This is a genomic window from Colwellia sp. Bg11-28 (assembly GCF_002836245.1).
Classification (GTDB): Bacteria; Pseudomonadota; Gammaproteobacteria; order Enterobacterales; family Alteromonadaceae; genus Colwellia; species Colwellia psychrerythraea_A.
This window is the reverse complement of record NZ_PJBA01000006.1, coordinates 1,607,580-1,621,783: the sequence shown is the minus strand read 5'-3', so window position 1 is coordinate 1,621,783 and position 14,204 is coordinate 1,607,580. Positions and strand designations below refer to the sequence as shown.

The window sequence follows — 14,204 nt, the reverse complement described above, 5'->3', positions numbered from 1 at the left end:
TAGTATGCAAGAACGACTCCTATTCAATGAGCCATTTTAAATTTTGATAAAGCAAAATAACTTTCTGTTGACCCATATCACGGCAAAGAGCCATTTTATTGATACAATATAACTACTATTTATTTAAATGAATGTATTACGGTTATGGAAGAGTGGGTTGGTGGACTTTGGCATAAATATATTACTCGTAAAGCAAACCCCGAGTTTGATGACGCACGCGTAAATTTTGATCAAGTAAGTAAATCAGTCGCGATGGTGTTTCGAGCGCTAGGTGGTGATGTTGTTAAACGTGTCGAAGCGGCTACAGGACGAGAGTATTTAACGCGTAAAAGCTTTCTGCAAAAAATATCGGGTGATAACCAACTGGTAAGCCTTGCTTGGCAAGATGAGGAAAGCTTACGCTTACCTGAGTCATTAGCAGTATTTAATGAAAAAGCACTTAATTATGATCTTTATATTTGGTTAGCTGTTCTAGCTGCCCATCATAGCGGCAGTTTTCGTCATTGGGCTAAAGACAATCAAGCATTAGTCGTCGCCGTATTAGAAAAATTCCCTGCGTTACATAACCGATATCGTCGTTTAGCCAAAGCATTTGTTGATATGCGTCCACCGCTAGATCAAATGCCCGCGGTAGAAAGAACGATGGAGCAATCAATCAGGGATGCCATCCTAATTCCTGGTTCCGTTAACGAATTCCCAGTGGTAAATTTTGCCCCACAAGCGGTATATTTGTGGCTTTATCCTTCTGCTAGTAGTGATGATGTACTTATGGCAGATATTGATGAAGATGAGCTATCAGATGAAAACGAAGATCAAGATGGGGAGAAGAAATCAGCTAAAAAAGCGCAGAGTTCAAGAAAAAAAGCTGAACGTGTAGATTCTGATGATAGTCGAGGTGGCATGATGATCTTTCGTCTTGAAAGCTTGTTCTCTTGGAGCGAGTTTTCAAAAATGGATCGTGGTAAAGATGACAGTGATGAAGATGAAGAAGATTATCAAAGCACTATTGATGATTTAGATAAGATTACCTTAACCAAGAAACAAGAACATCAAAAAAGTGGTCAGATAAAAATAGATTTAGACTTACCTTCGGCATCTGAAGATGATATTCCGCTAGGTGAGGGCATAAAGTTACCGGAGTGGAATTATAAAACGCAAACGTTGCAAGAAGATCGTTGTTTATTGCAACCTATGTTACCTCGTGATGCCACGCCAACAAAATTACCAGTGAAATTGCAAAAAACCGCAAGAATGATTCAAGCACAGTTTGAACAGTTACGCAGTGTTAAATATTGGTTAAAAGCTCAACCTCAAGGCGAAGAGCTTGATTTAAATGCTTGGCTCGATTTTCATGTTGAGAGTAAAACGGCAGCAACAGCGGAAAAAGGATTATTTCAATCATATAGAGGCAATAATCGTGATTTGTCTTGTTTATTATTAGCCGATTTATCAATGTCGACAGATTCCCATTTAGATAATGACAATCGTGTTATTGACGTAGTACAAGACAGCCTCTTGCTGTTTGGTGAAGCATTACAGTCGGTTGGTGATAATTTTGCTATGTACGGATTTTCTTCAGTAAAACGAAGCAATATTCGCTTCACTATGTTGAAAAACTTTAATGAAAAATATAATGACCATGTAAGAGGACGCATACAAGCGATTACGCCTGGGTTTTACACCAGAATGGGCGCGGCAATTCGTCAAGCGACAAAGGTTATTAGTGAACAAAAAACGGCAGACAAACTTTTGCTTATTTTAACTGATGGTAAACCCAATGATATCGACCACTATGAAGGTCGCTTTGGCATTGAAGATACTCATCAAGCAATTAACGAAGCAAAACGACTAGGTATCAAACCTTTTTGTATAACGATTGATGTTGATGCACAAGAATACTTACCTTATTTATTTGGTAATGACGGTTTTACACAAATATTAAGACCAGCTCAATTGCCATTACGTTTACCGCAATTGTATCATCAGTTGACCTCACAGTAGCTGTGCACAAATGAATATTAAAAGGGAACTCGTATGAGCCAAACAACTAAAACGTGTTTGTTTTGTCAAACTGAAAATACCTGTGAAGGTGAAAAAAATCAATGTCAGCATTGTGGTATGGAATTGCCCGATAAACACCCAAATGATAGAAATACAGGGGTAAGGTTTTTTTTTAAAGCTTTCTGGCTTATCGCGTTATTCTGTATTGTGATGGTCTTTTATTTACCACGCTAAAATGTTTATAGACTGTTTTTAGTGTTAAAGCAGCCCAATCGATGACATGTTAAAAAGCGTAAGTAAAATTATTTTCTTACGCTTTTTTCTTATATAAAAAAACAGCCTTTTCACTACGACACCTAATTAATCTAACTATAATTTAAATGTAGAAAACTTCTATAGACTTACTAGGGCCTGTTGATCTTTCATGGTTAAATTTTGTTCGCCTTTTTTAAAGAAAGTAAAGCGTTTTAATCGCGGTGAGTAGTGTGTAGCCTAGTCACTCTAAGCAAATACTACTCAACAAAGAGTAAGACGCTTTTAGCCGAATCCATCGGACAGCGTTTGTTGGATATCTTTACGGCGTTATCACCTTTGGTGTGACGCTACATGGAAAAACTTAGCCTCAGTGATGCTATTTTATTGCAATACATAATGGATTGAAGTTGCTTGGGCTAGTCAAGGCTATGTAAACGTATTGTGCATGCCACAGAATGGTTGCATAGTAGTTTGTCTAGTATCTTATTTACAGTGACTAAAATTGTTTATAGGGAGCTTTAAGACAATAAGTCGGATGGTATATTAGTGGCTTTTTTCGTTATCACCAGAGCTAAGCCACGGGTGATGAAAGCATTAGTATGAGGAGTTAGTACTATTCTTCTATTAACAAGGTAATATCAGTTACAGGTACGCAGCAGCAAGGTAAAATTTCATTGTCACCGACATAAGCTAAAGGCTCACCTAACGGGTAGTTAATTTCACCTTCTACTAACGTAACTCTGCATGCACCACAAAATCCATCACGACAATGGTAATGCACTTCTACATTGGACGACTCTAAACAATCAAGTAACGTTTGTTCATTATTTTCATAATGAACAACCTTACTTTGAACGTTAATTTTTAGCTGCAATCTGACGGTATCCTTCACATCTTGATTCGTATTTTCTACTTTCATATACTTTAAAAGCACTCAATTAAGGCAAGTGCCATCAGTATACTTGCCTACAAATCAAAATCGTCAAAGTCATCTGCATCAACGGAAGAATCTACTTGTCCGACTAAATAACTCGATATTTCAGTCTCTTGCGGCGCAACTTGCACGTTATCACTGACAAGGTATGCATTCATCCATGGTAACGGGTTACTCTTAATGTCAAAAGGTGCACCAAAACCGATGGCGGTTAAACGCTGATTAGAAATATATTCAATATATTGATTTAAAATATCGGCATTCAGTCCAATCATTGAGCCATCTTTAAATAAATACTGGGCCCATTCTTTTTCCTGCTCGACAACATCTAAGAAGATTTGTAAACCTTCATCACGAAGTTCTTCACTAATAATTTTCATCTCAGGATCATCTTTACCTGATCTCCAATTATTAAGAATATGTTGAGTACCCGTTAAATGAAGTGCTTCATCGCGCGCAATCAATTTTATAATTTTGGCATTACCTTCAAGTAATTCACGTTCTGCAAAAGCAAATGAGCAAGCAAAACTTACATAAAATCGAATAGCTTCTAATGCATTAACAGAACAAACAGCAAGGAATAAACGTTCTTTAAGTTTTCTGGTTGATACTTCAACTGTTTTACCTTCAACTTCATAGGTTCCTTCACCTTGTGATTGAAGTAACTGTGTCGTAAGAATGACGTCATCAAAAAACTTAGCAATACTAGAAGCACGCTTTAAAATGGCTGGATTAACGATTATATCGTCAAATATTTCACCTGGTTCAGTAAATAAGTTACGAAGAATATGGGTGTAAGAACGTGAATGAATGGTTTCACTAAAAGCCCATGTTTCTACCCAAGTTTCTACTTCAGGTAAAGAAACCAAAGGAAGTAATACCGCATTAACAGAACGTGCAGCCATCGAATCTAAAAGTGTTTGGTACTTTAAGTTAGAGATAAATATATGTTTTTCTGACTCAGTAAGGCTCTGCCAATCAGCTCTATCTTTAGATACATCAACTTCTTCTGGACGCCAAAAAAATGATAATTGCTTTTCAATTAATTTTTCAAAAGCAATATAACGTTGCTGATCGTAGCGAGAAACGTTAACGCTATTACCTAAAAACATTGGCTCTAAAAGTGCGTTATTAGGTACTTGATTAAACGTGGTATACGTCATGTTTTTATTCCTTTGGGACTACAGTGCTGTAGTAGCAAAAGCCTAGTACATTGCTAGGCTTTATATAGTAAGTTTGAGATATAAGAGGGTTAAGTAAAATGATTAAATTTTACAAGCTCCGCCAGCACAACTATCGTCTTCAACTTCAATATCATCGCTCGCACCATCACGGGTGTTATGGTAATAAAGTGTTTTAACACCCAGTTTATAGGCCGTTAGTATATCTTTTAAGATTTGTTTAACGGGGACTTTACCGCCTTCAAATTTATTCGGATCATAATTAGTATTTGCTGATATCGCTTGGTCGACAAACTTTTGCATAATACCAACCAATTCTAAATAGCCTTGGTTATCTGGAATATTCCAGAGTAACTCATAATTGCCTTTTAGTTTTTCATACTCAGGAACAACTTGTTTTAATACACCATCTTTACTGGCTTTAATGCTTATTAAACCACGAGGTGGCTCAATACCATTAGTTGCGTTAGATATCTGTGAAGATGTTTCTGATGGCATTAATGCAGAAACTGTTGAGTTTCTTACACCATGCTTTTTAATACTTTCACGTAAACTTTCCCAATCTAGGTGAAGTGGTTCACCGGTAATGTCATCGATTGTCTTTTTATAAGTATCAATCGGTAAGATCCCTTTAGATAAAAGAGTTTCATCAAATTTAGGACATGCACCTTGCTCTTTCGCTAATTCATTTGTCGCTTTGAGTAAGTAAAACTGAATAGCTTCAAAAGTACGGTGAGTTAAGTTATTCGCACTACCGTTTGAGTAGTAAAGTCCGTTTTTAGCAAGATAGTATGCATAGTTAATAACACCTATACCTAATGTTCTTCTCGCCATGCTAGCACTTTGCGCTGCAGCAATAGGGTAGTCTTGATAATCTAATAAACTATCTAAAGCGCGAACAGCGAGATCTGCTAATCCCTCTAATTCATCTAATGAGTCGATAGCACCTAAGTTAAATGCAGAAAGTGTACAAAGCGCAATTTCTCCATTCTCATCATTAATATCATTCATTGGCTTAGTTGGCAGGGCAATTTCTAAACACAAATTACTCTGACGAATAGCCGCTTTACTTGAATCAAATGGACTATGGGTATTACAGTGATCTACGTTTTGTAAGTAGATACGGCCGGTGCTTGCGCGTTCTTGTGCAAACAGCGTGAATAACTCGATAGCTTTAATACGTTTTTTGCGAATTGAATCATCGTTTTCATACTGCACGTATAAACGCTCAAACTTTTCTTGGTCTTCAAAGAAAGCATCGTATAGTCCCGGAACATCACTAGGACTAAATAAGGTAATAGAGCCACCTTTAATTAAACGTTGATACATCAGCTTGTTAAATTGCACACCATAATCTAAATGACGCACACGGTTTTCTTCAACACCACGGTTATTTTTAAGTACCAGTAAACTTTCGACTTCAAGATGCCATAAAGGATAAAACAATGTAGCAGCACCGCCGCGAACACCACCTTGCGAACAACTTTTAACGGCTGTTTGGAAATGCTTAAAGAATGGGATACAACCAGTATGAAATGCTTCACCATTTCTTATCGTGCTACCTAAAGCACGAATACGACCAGCATTGACACCAATACCAGCACGTTGAGATACATATTTAACAATAGCGCTAGATGTAGCATTAATTGAATCTAAACTATCGCCACACTCAATCAATACACAAGATGAGAATTGGCGTGTTGGTGTACGAACACCGGCCATGATTGGAGTAGGTAATGATATTTTAAAGCGAGAAATAGCGTGATAAAAATCTTCTACGTAACGTAAGCGAGATTCAACAGGGTATTTAGCAAACAAACATGCCGAAACTAAAATATAGAGGAATTGAGCACTTTCGTAAATTTCACCGCTAACACGGTTTTGTACTAAATACTTACCTTCAAGCTGCTTCATGGCTGCATAGCTGAAGTTTAGATCACGGCTATGGTCCATAAAGCTGGACATGTGCTCAAAGTCATCTTTCGTATAATCAGCTAACAAATGCTGATCATATTTACCCGCTTCAACTAATTTCACTACGTGATCATAAAGGGCCGGTGGCTCAAATTGTCCGTAGGCTTTTTTACGTAAATGAAATACTGCTAAACGAGCTGCCAAGTATTGATAATCTGGAGTCTCTTCAGATATCAAATCAGCAGCTGATTTAATAATAGTTTCATGAATATCTTCAGTTTTGATACCGTCATAAAACTGAATGTGAGATTTTAATTCAACTTGAGAAACAGAAACTTGTTCTAAGCCATCCGCAGCCCAAGCAATGACACGGTGAATTTTTTCTAAATCAATGGTTTCTTTCTCACCATTTCGTTTAGTTACAAAGAGGTTGTTATTCATGAAATACCTGTAAAGCGATTATTGTTATTGTTTCTTATTCCTAATAAAAGGATCTAAAACGTCCCTAATAAAAAATCCCACATACGTATTAGAAATAAATAACTTAATACGTAGTATTAAAAATAACAACTGAGCATCAAATGCACAATATCTAGGGTTTTTTATAATTCTAGACACAAGATAGTGAGGTTTGACCTGTTTTGCAAGTGATAAAATGAGTTGATCTTTGTGATTATTTTTGCCTTAATTTAAGGGTTAGTGATGACTAACCTAGTAAGACAATTTGATTTTGGAATTTACTAAAAGCAACGATTATTTTACTTTTTTTAAGATAAATTATTTTTATAAATTATTTTTGGTCAATATTTATGTTCGCTATAGTAAATTAATATAAACAAAATAAAATAGATATTTTACAGTTAGTTATGATTTAAATCTAAGCGCAGATTAATGTTTAAACAACTTGATTGTTTATACAACAATTATTCCGCAGGTACCTGAAACATCGAATTTACCAAGTTTTTGAACTTAATGAACAGCTAGGGTCGTTATTTTTAAAGCTTACGACAGCACAATATATAATTAACAGCCAGTGAATCGTTGAATTTATGGTTTCCTGTAGTTGGATTGGGCTGAATTGAGCTTAATTGAGCTAGATTGTAAAGGATACCACTGTCATCAATGCACTTTAATCTGTGTTCTTCTGCTGCGAGTATTGCAAGTAAATAAGATTTTACGCTTTTATTGAGCGTTAAAAAGAAAATCAAGTATCTCGGTTTAACTAAGGTAGAAAATGCTTGAATTATTGGGGCAGGGCCAGGATGGCTTCATTAGATCCTCAGACATAAAAAAACCATTCAATGCAGTGAATGGTTTGTAGTATTAAATAGTCTTAATTGCTATTACATTATCCAAAACTGAATAATATAAATCAGACATTAATGTTGTTATTTTTAAAGCTTACGACAACACAATATATAATTAACATCCAGTGAGTCATTGAGCTTATGGTTTCCTGTAATGGGATTGTAATGGATACCACTGGCATCAATACACTTTAATCCGTGTTCTTCTGCCCAACCAATAAGTTGTGAAGGTCGAATAAACTTATCATGGTCATGAGTCCCATCAGGAACAATTTTGAGAAGTTTCTCTGCTGCAAGTATGGCAAGTAAATAAGATTTGATACTTTTATTGAGCGTTGAAAAGAAAATCAAGCCTCCTGGTTTAACCAAGGTAGAACATGCTTGAATCACCGAAGCAGGGTCAGGAACATGTTCTAACATTTCCATACAAGTAACCACATCAAAAGTACCTGGATTTTCCAGTGCTTTTTCTTCGGCAGTTATTTTTTGATAATTAATGGATACGCCAGTTTCTAACGCATGCAATTTTGCAACATTTAGTGGTTCGGTGCCCATATCAATACCCGTTACGTTGGCACCTAGTTTTGCTAGTGATTCTGATAAAATACCGCCACCACAACCAACATCAATAATTTGCATATCATAAAAGCCATTCTTCGAATCAGTGCCTTCAACCTGAAGCGCAATATGCTGACTTATAAATTGGACTCTCAATGGATTAATTTGATGTAGAGGTTTAAAGTCACCGGTTAAATCCCACCATTGGCTAGCAACTTGTTCGAACTTTGCGATTTCATCTTCATTTACGTTAAGGGGTTGGCTTGACATAGATTCACTACTTTAAATTGACTTTCAATCATTCGATTCTAAACGAAAGTCATTTTTAAGCAAAGGGGATAGATCAAATCTACGCTTTTTAGGTGCTTTTTTAAGCTGATTATTACCCCTAAAAAAACCTTTAAATAAAGCTGTATGGCATCAACAATTTTTATGCTAGTATGCTGCGTTGATTACTATTATTAGTGTCTATTAGATAACAATAAAATCTTTAAAATACCGTTTATTTACTACTAGAAATTAGCCTCGCTATATTGCTAGTATTATTAAGCAAAAGAATTAGTTAAGGGATACCATCGATTTATGTCCGATCTGGCCAAACAAATAGTTCCAGTTAATATTGAAGATGAACTAAAAACCTCCTATTTAGATTATGCCATGAGTGTAATAGTTGGGCGCGCATTGCCTGACGTTCGTGATGGCTTAAAACCTGTACATCGCCGGGTGTTATTCGCCATGGATGTATTAGGTAATGATTGGAATAAAGCCTATAAAAAATCAGCCCGTGTGGTTGGTGATGTAATAGGTAAGTATCACCCTCATGGTGATACTGCAGTTTACGATACAATAGTTCGTATGGCACAGCCATTCTCCTTACGTTACATGCTTGTCGATGGACAAGGTAACTTCGGCTCTGTTGATGGTGATAGCGCAGCTGCAATGCGTTATACCGAAATTAGAATGTCTAAAATTGCACATTCTATTCTAGCCGATTTAGATAAAGAAACCGTTGATTTTGTACCTAACTATGATGGTACAGAACATATACCAGCGGTTATGCCTACCCGTGTACCTAACTTACTCGTTAATGGTACTTCAGGTATTGCTGTTGGTATGGCAACCAATATTCCTCCGCATAATTTAACTGAAGTTATCAATGCTTGTTTAGCGCTCATTGATAACAGTGAATTAACGTTTGAAGAAATTTTAGAACACATCCCTGGTCCTGACTTTCCAACAGCAGGTATTATTAGTGGTCGTGCAGGTATCGAAGAAGCATACCGAACCGGTCGCGGTAAAATAAAAATTCGTGCACGTGCAAGTATTGATGTTCATGAAACCACGGGTAAAGAAACAATAATTGTTCACGAACTACCTTATCAAGTAAACAAAGCACGCTTAATTGAAAAAATGGCTGAGCTTGTTAAAGATAAACGTCTTGAAGGTATTTCTGCTTTACGTGATGAGTCTGATAAAGACGGTATGCGTATGGTTATTGAAATCAAACGCGGTGAAGTAGGTGAAGTTGTTTTAAATAACTTATACAAACTGACGCAAATGCAGGTTTCTTTCGGTTTAAATATGGTGGCATTAACCAATGGCCAACCGAAAATATTTAATATCAAAGAGATGTTAGAAGCGTTTGTTTTGCATCGCCGTGAAGTTGTTACTCGTCGTACTATTTTCGAATTAAGAAAAGCACGTGACCGTGCTCATATCCTAGAAGGTTTATCCATTGCATTAGCAAATATAGACCCTATCATCGAAATGATTAAAAATTCGAATAACAGAAAAGAATCTGAAGAAAAGCTTATTTCTCAAGGTTGGGAACTTGGTAATGTTGCTAACATGCTCAGCGAAGCGGGTAATGATGCAGCACGCCCTGAGTGGTTAGAACCTGAATATGGTATTCGTGATGGTTTATATTACTTAACCGCTGAGCAAGCAAAAGCAATCGTCGACCTACAGTTATACAAACTATCTGGCATGGAACACGATAAGATTCTAAGCGAGTACAAAGCGTTATTAGACCTTATTGCAGAATTAATGCATATTTTGGCTACGCCTGCTCGTTTAATGGAAGTTATTTGTGAAGAACTTGTTGCTATTCGTGATGAGTTTGGTGATGAACGTAGAACTGAAATTACTAATGCTTCACATGATTTGTCTTTAGAAGACTTAATCACTGAAGAAGATGTTGTAGTGACACTTTCACATGAAGGTTATGTTAAGTATCAAGTCTTAAGTGATTACGAAGCTCAGCGTCGCGGTGGTAAAGGTAAAGCAGCAACTAAGATGAAAGAAGAAGACTTCATCGAACGTTTACTTGTGGCTAATACACATGACACTATTTTATGTTTCTCAGACCGTGGTAAATTATATTGGTTGAAAGTTTTCCAATTACCATTAGCAAGTCGTACAGCAAGAGGTAGACCTATTGTAAACATCTTGCCATTAGAAAGTGATGAACGTATCACTGCTATCTTGCCAGTGCGTGATTATGCCGATGATAAATATATCGTTATGGCAACAGCTTCTGGTACGGTGAAGAAAACGCGTTTGGATGCCTACTCTAATCAACGTGCTAACGGTATTATTGCCTTAAACCTTCGTGATGATGATACCTTAATCGGTGTTGATATTACCGACGGTACTAACGATGTTATGTTGTTCTCGGATGCGGGTAAAGTTGTCCGCTTTAACGAAAAAGTACGTGATAGCGAAACAGGTGAAATAAAACTTGATCCAGAAACGGGTGAACAACGATGGGCGTTAAAACCAATCGGTCGTACCGGTACTGGTGTTCGTGGTATCAAGCTTGAAGGTGAGCAAAAAGTTGTTTCGCTGATTATACCTAAGAATGATGGTCCAATCTTAACCATTACTGAAAATGGTTTTGGTAAGCGTACTGATTTAGCTGAATATCCAGCTAAGAGTAGAGCAACGAAAGGTGTTGTTTCTATTAAAGTTAGTGAACGTAACGGTAAAGTAGTTGGTGCAGTTCAAGTAGAAGATCTTGATGAGATAATGCTAATTACTGACAGTGGTACTTTAGTTCGTACTCGTGTCAATGAAGTGAGCGTTATTGGTCGTAATACTCAAGGTGTACGTTTGATACGTACTGCTGATGATGAACATGTGGTAGCACTGCAACGTATTGATGAAATTGAAGAGCCAGCAGAGCTTGAAGAAGTTGCTGAGGGTGATGAAGTCATTGAAACAAGTGTGGATCATAATCCAGAGCATAGCGCTCAACAGGATGTTGCTGATACCTCACAAGACGACAATCAAGAATAATTGTCGCATCAACACTAAAAAGGCGGCTAATAACCGCCTTTTTTAATGTGTTTTTATAAGTAAATAAATATTTCAAATCGTAGTTAATAAAGTAGGAAAGATAATGTCAGAAGTTTTTAATTTTTGTGCTGGTCCAGCTATGTTGCCGACACCTGTAATGGCAAAAGCACAACATGAGTTTTTAAATTGGCAAGGTACGGGTAGCTCTGTGATGGAATTAAGCCATCGTAGTGGTATTTACATTGCTATGGCTGAAAAAGCAGAAGCAGATTTACGTGAGCTTATGTCTATTCCTGATAATTATAAAGTTTTGTTTTGTCATGGTGGCGGACGTGGACAGTTTTCTGCTGTTCCATTGAATTTATTACCCACAGGACAAACTGCTGATTACATTGTTGATGGCTCATGGTCTAAAGCAGCAGCAGCCGAAGCAAAAAACTTTGGTGATATTAATGTTATTAACATCACCAAAGAAGATAATGGCAATATTAGTGTCCTTAACCCAACAGAATGGCCAATAAGTCCCAACGCGGCTTATGTTCATTATTGCCCTAATGAAACCGTTAACGGTATCGAAATTAATGAAATACCAGAAACTAATGGTGTGCCTTTAGTTGCTGATATGTCATCAACAATATTATCTCATGAAATTGATGTTTCAAAATTCGGCCTCATTTATGCTGGTGCTCAAAAAAATATTGGTCCGTCAGGCTTAACCATTGTTATAGTTAGAGAAGACTTGCTAGGTCATGCTCATACAGCAACGCCGTGTATTATGAATTACAAATTGGCTGCAGATAATGACTCAATGTATAATACTCCTCCAACGTATGCTTGGTATCTTGCGGGTTTAGTATTCCAGTGGCTTAAAGATTTAGGTGGCGTAAAAGCTATTGCTAAAATTAATCAAGCTAAAGCGGCGTTATTGTATCGAGCTATTGATGATAGTGACTTCTATCAAAATACTATTGATACCAAATATCGTAGCAAGATGAATATTCCTTTTTGGTTAAAAGATGAAACTTTAAATGAAAAGTTTTTAATTGAATCAGAGGCCGCAGGTTTAACTGCACTCAAGGGGCATAGAATTGTAGGTGGCATGCGCGCAAGTATCTATAATGCAATGCCTATTGAAGGTGTACAAGCGCTTGTCGAATTTATGCAACAGTTTGAAAAGAGGAATAGATAAAGTGGAGCAGTTAACATTAAATCCAATAGGTAAAATTAATGGAGAAATATTTTTACCTGGTTCTAAAAGTTTATCTAACCGTGCCTTGTTAATTGCGGCGTTAGCGAATGGTGTTACAAAAATCACTAATTTATTAGTGAGTGATGACATTAACCATATGCTAAATGCGTTAAAAAGCCTTGGTATTGAATATACGTTAAGCGATTGTGGTACTGAGTGTACTGTTATCGGAAATGGTGGCTTTTTCAATGTTAAAAAACCATTGGAACTGTACTTAGGTAACGCAGGTACGGCGATGCGACCATTGTGTGCTGCACTTGCGGCAAGTGAAGGTGAGTTTATCTTAACCGGTGAACCAAGAATGAAAGAGCGGCCGATTGGTCATTTAGTTGATGCTTTAGCACAACTTGATGCCGATATAGAATACTTGGAAAATAAAGATTACCCACCTGTGAAAATTAAAGGTAAAGCGTTAACTGGCAATACAGTGACCATTGATGGTTCTATATCGAGTCAGTTTTTAACTGCTATCTTGATGATTGCACCTTTACTAGAAACCAATACCACAATAGAAATTGATGGTGAGTTAGTTTCCAAACCCTACATTGATATTACGCTTGATATTATGCGTAGATTTAATGTCAGTGTTCAAAATAATGACTACAAGTCTTTCATCGTTAGCGGTAATCAGTCATATCAAGCGCTAGATAAATATATGGTGGAAGGTGATGCATCTTCTGCGTCATATTTCTTAGCAGCTGGCGCTATAAAAGGTGGTGAAGTTACTGTTCATGGTATTGGTAAGCTCAGTGTTCAGGGTGATAAGCATTTTGCCGATGTTCTTGAAAAAATGGGCGCAGAAATTCATTGGAAGGATGAGTCAATCACTGTTATCGGTAAGCCGTTGACAGCAGTAGATATGGATATGAATCATATTCCTGATGCGGCAATGACTATTGCTACCACCGCACTTTTTGCTACAGGTACAACAACCATTAGAAATATATATAACTGGCGTGTAAAAGAAACAGACCGATTAAACGCAATGGCGACGGAACTAAGAAAGGTTGGAGCTGAGGTTGTTGAAGGCAAAGATTATATTTCAATTACTCCACCAAAATCACTGAAACATGCAGAAATTGATACCTATAATGATCATAGAGTTGCTATGTGTTTTTCTCTTGTTGCTTTGAGTGATACCCCTGTTACTATTAATGATCCTAAGTGTACGGCGAAAACATTCCCAGACTATTTTGACAAGCTAGCACAAGTTTCTTGTTAATAATGTTATAGAAAAACATTTTTGCGCGATATTATACCAAACAGATTAATTAATTAGTCAGCTTAGAGCTACAATAGCGAGCTTAAAACAAGTAAAATGAGTTAAACATAGTTAGTCTATATTTCATTCATTTTATGATGTTATTAGTTTGCTAATGAGCTCCCAAAGGGCGAGTTTAAAAGGCTTACATGCGGCGTTATTGATTTTGACAAGGGATAACCATTCTCTTCAAGTAATGCCTTGCCTCTAAGCCTTTTAATTCTCGCTAAGTGATCAATAAATTAGT

Annotated in this window: 9 protein-coding genes; 5 read left to right on the top strand and 4 right to left on the bottom strand. The window is 36.8% G+C overall.

Features of this window, described 5'->3' with window-relative positions:
• Positions 1–144 precede the first annotated feature (144 nt).
• Positions 145–2,001 carry a nitric oxide reductase activation protein NorD gene (locus tag CXF79_RS14265; protein WP_101155733.1) on the top strand — a complete coding sequence of 619 codons (1,857 nt, stop codon included), beginning with the start codon at positions 145–147 and terminating at the stop codon, positions 1,999–2,001.
• Between the two features lie 33 nt (positions 2,002–2,034).
• Positions 2,035–2,235, top strand: a complete 201-nt coding sequence (locus tag CXF79_RS14260) for a hypothetical protein (protein WP_011043139.1) — start codon at positions 2,035–2,037, stop codon at positions 2,233–2,235.
• A 634-nt stretch (positions 2,236–2,869) separates the two neighbouring features.
• On the opposite strand, the gene yfaE is transcribed toward CXF79_RS14260, so the two are convergent.
• The 4 genes from yfaE to ubiG all read right to left on the bottom strand — a co-directional run bounded on the left by yfaE (position 2,870) and on the right by ubiG (position 8,420).
• Positions 2,870–3,175 (bottom strand): class I ribonucleotide reductase maintenance protein YfaE, encoded by a 306-nt coding sequence (gene yfaE / locus CXF79_RS14255; protein ID WP_232769185.1) that lies wholly within the window; start codon positions 3,173–3,175, stop codon positions 2,870–2,872.
• 47 nt (positions 3,176–3,222) lie between these two features.
• Positions 3,223–4,353, bottom strand: coding sequence for a class Ia ribonucleoside-diphosphate reductase subunit beta (gene nrdB, locus CXF79_RS14250; RefSeq protein WP_101155729.1), 1,131 nt, complete (start codon positions 4,351–4,353; stop codon positions 3,223–3,225).
• Positions 4,354–4,455: 102 nt separating this feature from the next.
• On the bottom strand, positions 4,456–6,726 hold the full coding sequence (gene nrdA, locus CXF79_RS14245; protein WP_101155727.1) for a class 1a ribonucleoside-diphosphate reductase subunit alpha: 2,271 nt from the start codon (positions 6,724–6,726) through the stop codon (positions 4,456–4,458).
• A gap of 953 nt (positions 6,727–7,679) precedes the next feature.
• Positions 7,680–8,420, bottom strand: coding sequence for a bifunctional 2-polyprenyl-6-hydroxyphenol methylase/3-demethylubiquinol 3-O-methyltransferase UbiG (gene ubiG / locus CXF79_RS14235; protein WP_101155725.1), 741 nt, complete (start codon positions 8,418–8,420; stop codon positions 7,680–7,682).
• A gap of 312 nt (positions 8,421–8,732) precedes the next feature.
• On the opposite strand from ubiG, the gene gyrA reads away from it, so the two are divergent.
• The 3 genes from gyrA to aroA all read left to right on the top strand — a co-directional run bounded on the left by gyrA (position 8,733) and on the right by aroA (position 13,918).
• Positions 8,733–11,447 carry a DNA topoisomerase (ATP-hydrolyzing) subunit A gene (gyrA, locus tag CXF79_RS14230; RefSeq protein ID WP_101155723.1) on the top strand — a complete coding sequence of 905 codons (2,715 nt, stop codon included), beginning with the start codon at positions 8,733–8,735 and terminating at the stop codon, positions 11,445–11,447.
• 103 nt (positions 11,448–11,550) lie between these two features.
• Positions 11,551–12,636, top strand: coding sequence for a 3-phosphoserine/phosphohydroxythreonine transaminase (gene serC, locus CXF79_RS14225; RefSeq protein ID WP_101155721.1), 1,086 nt, complete (start codon positions 11,551–11,553; stop codon positions 12,634–12,636).
• A gap of 1 nt (position 12,637) precedes the next feature.
• Complete coding sequence (gene aroA / locus CXF79_RS14220) at positions 12,638–13,918, top strand: 3-phosphoshikimate 1-carboxyvinyltransferase (RefSeq protein ID WP_101155719.1); 1,281 nt, start codon at positions 12,638–12,640, stop codon at positions 13,916–13,918.
• Positions 13,919–14,204 lie beyond the last annotated feature (286 nt).

Bases quoted from the DNA above. Each gene is read 5' to 3' on its own strand.
- CXF79_RS14265 (WP_101155733.1), top strand. From the start codon at position 145: ATGGAAGAGTGGGTTGGTGGACTTTGGCATAAATATATTACTCGTAAA.
- CXF79_RS14260 (WP_011043139.1), top strand. From the start codon at position 2,035: ATGAGCCAAACAACTAAAACGTGTTTGTTTTGTCAAACTGAAAATACC.
- yfaE (WP_232769185.1), bottom strand. From the start codon at position 3,175: ATGAAAGTAGAAAATACGAATCAAGATGTGAAGGATACCGTCAGATTG.
- nrdB (WP_101155729.1), bottom strand. From the start codon at position 4,353: ATGACGTATACCACGTTTAATCAAGTACCTAATAACGCACTTTTAGAG.
- nrdA (WP_101155727.1), bottom strand. From the start codon at position 6,726: ATGAATAACAACCTCTTTGTAACTAAACGAAATGGTGAGAAAGAAACC.
- ubiG (WP_101155725.1), bottom strand. From the start codon at position 8,420: ATGTCAAGCCAACCCCTTAACGTAAATGAAGATGAAATCGCAAAGTTC.
- gyrA (WP_101155723.1), top strand. From the start codon at position 8,733: ATGTCCGATCTGGCCAAACAAATAGTTCCAGTTAATATTGAAGATGAA.
- serC (WP_101155721.1), top strand. From the start codon at position 11,551: ATGTCAGAAGTTTTTAATTTTTGTGCTGGTCCAGCTATGTTGCCGACA.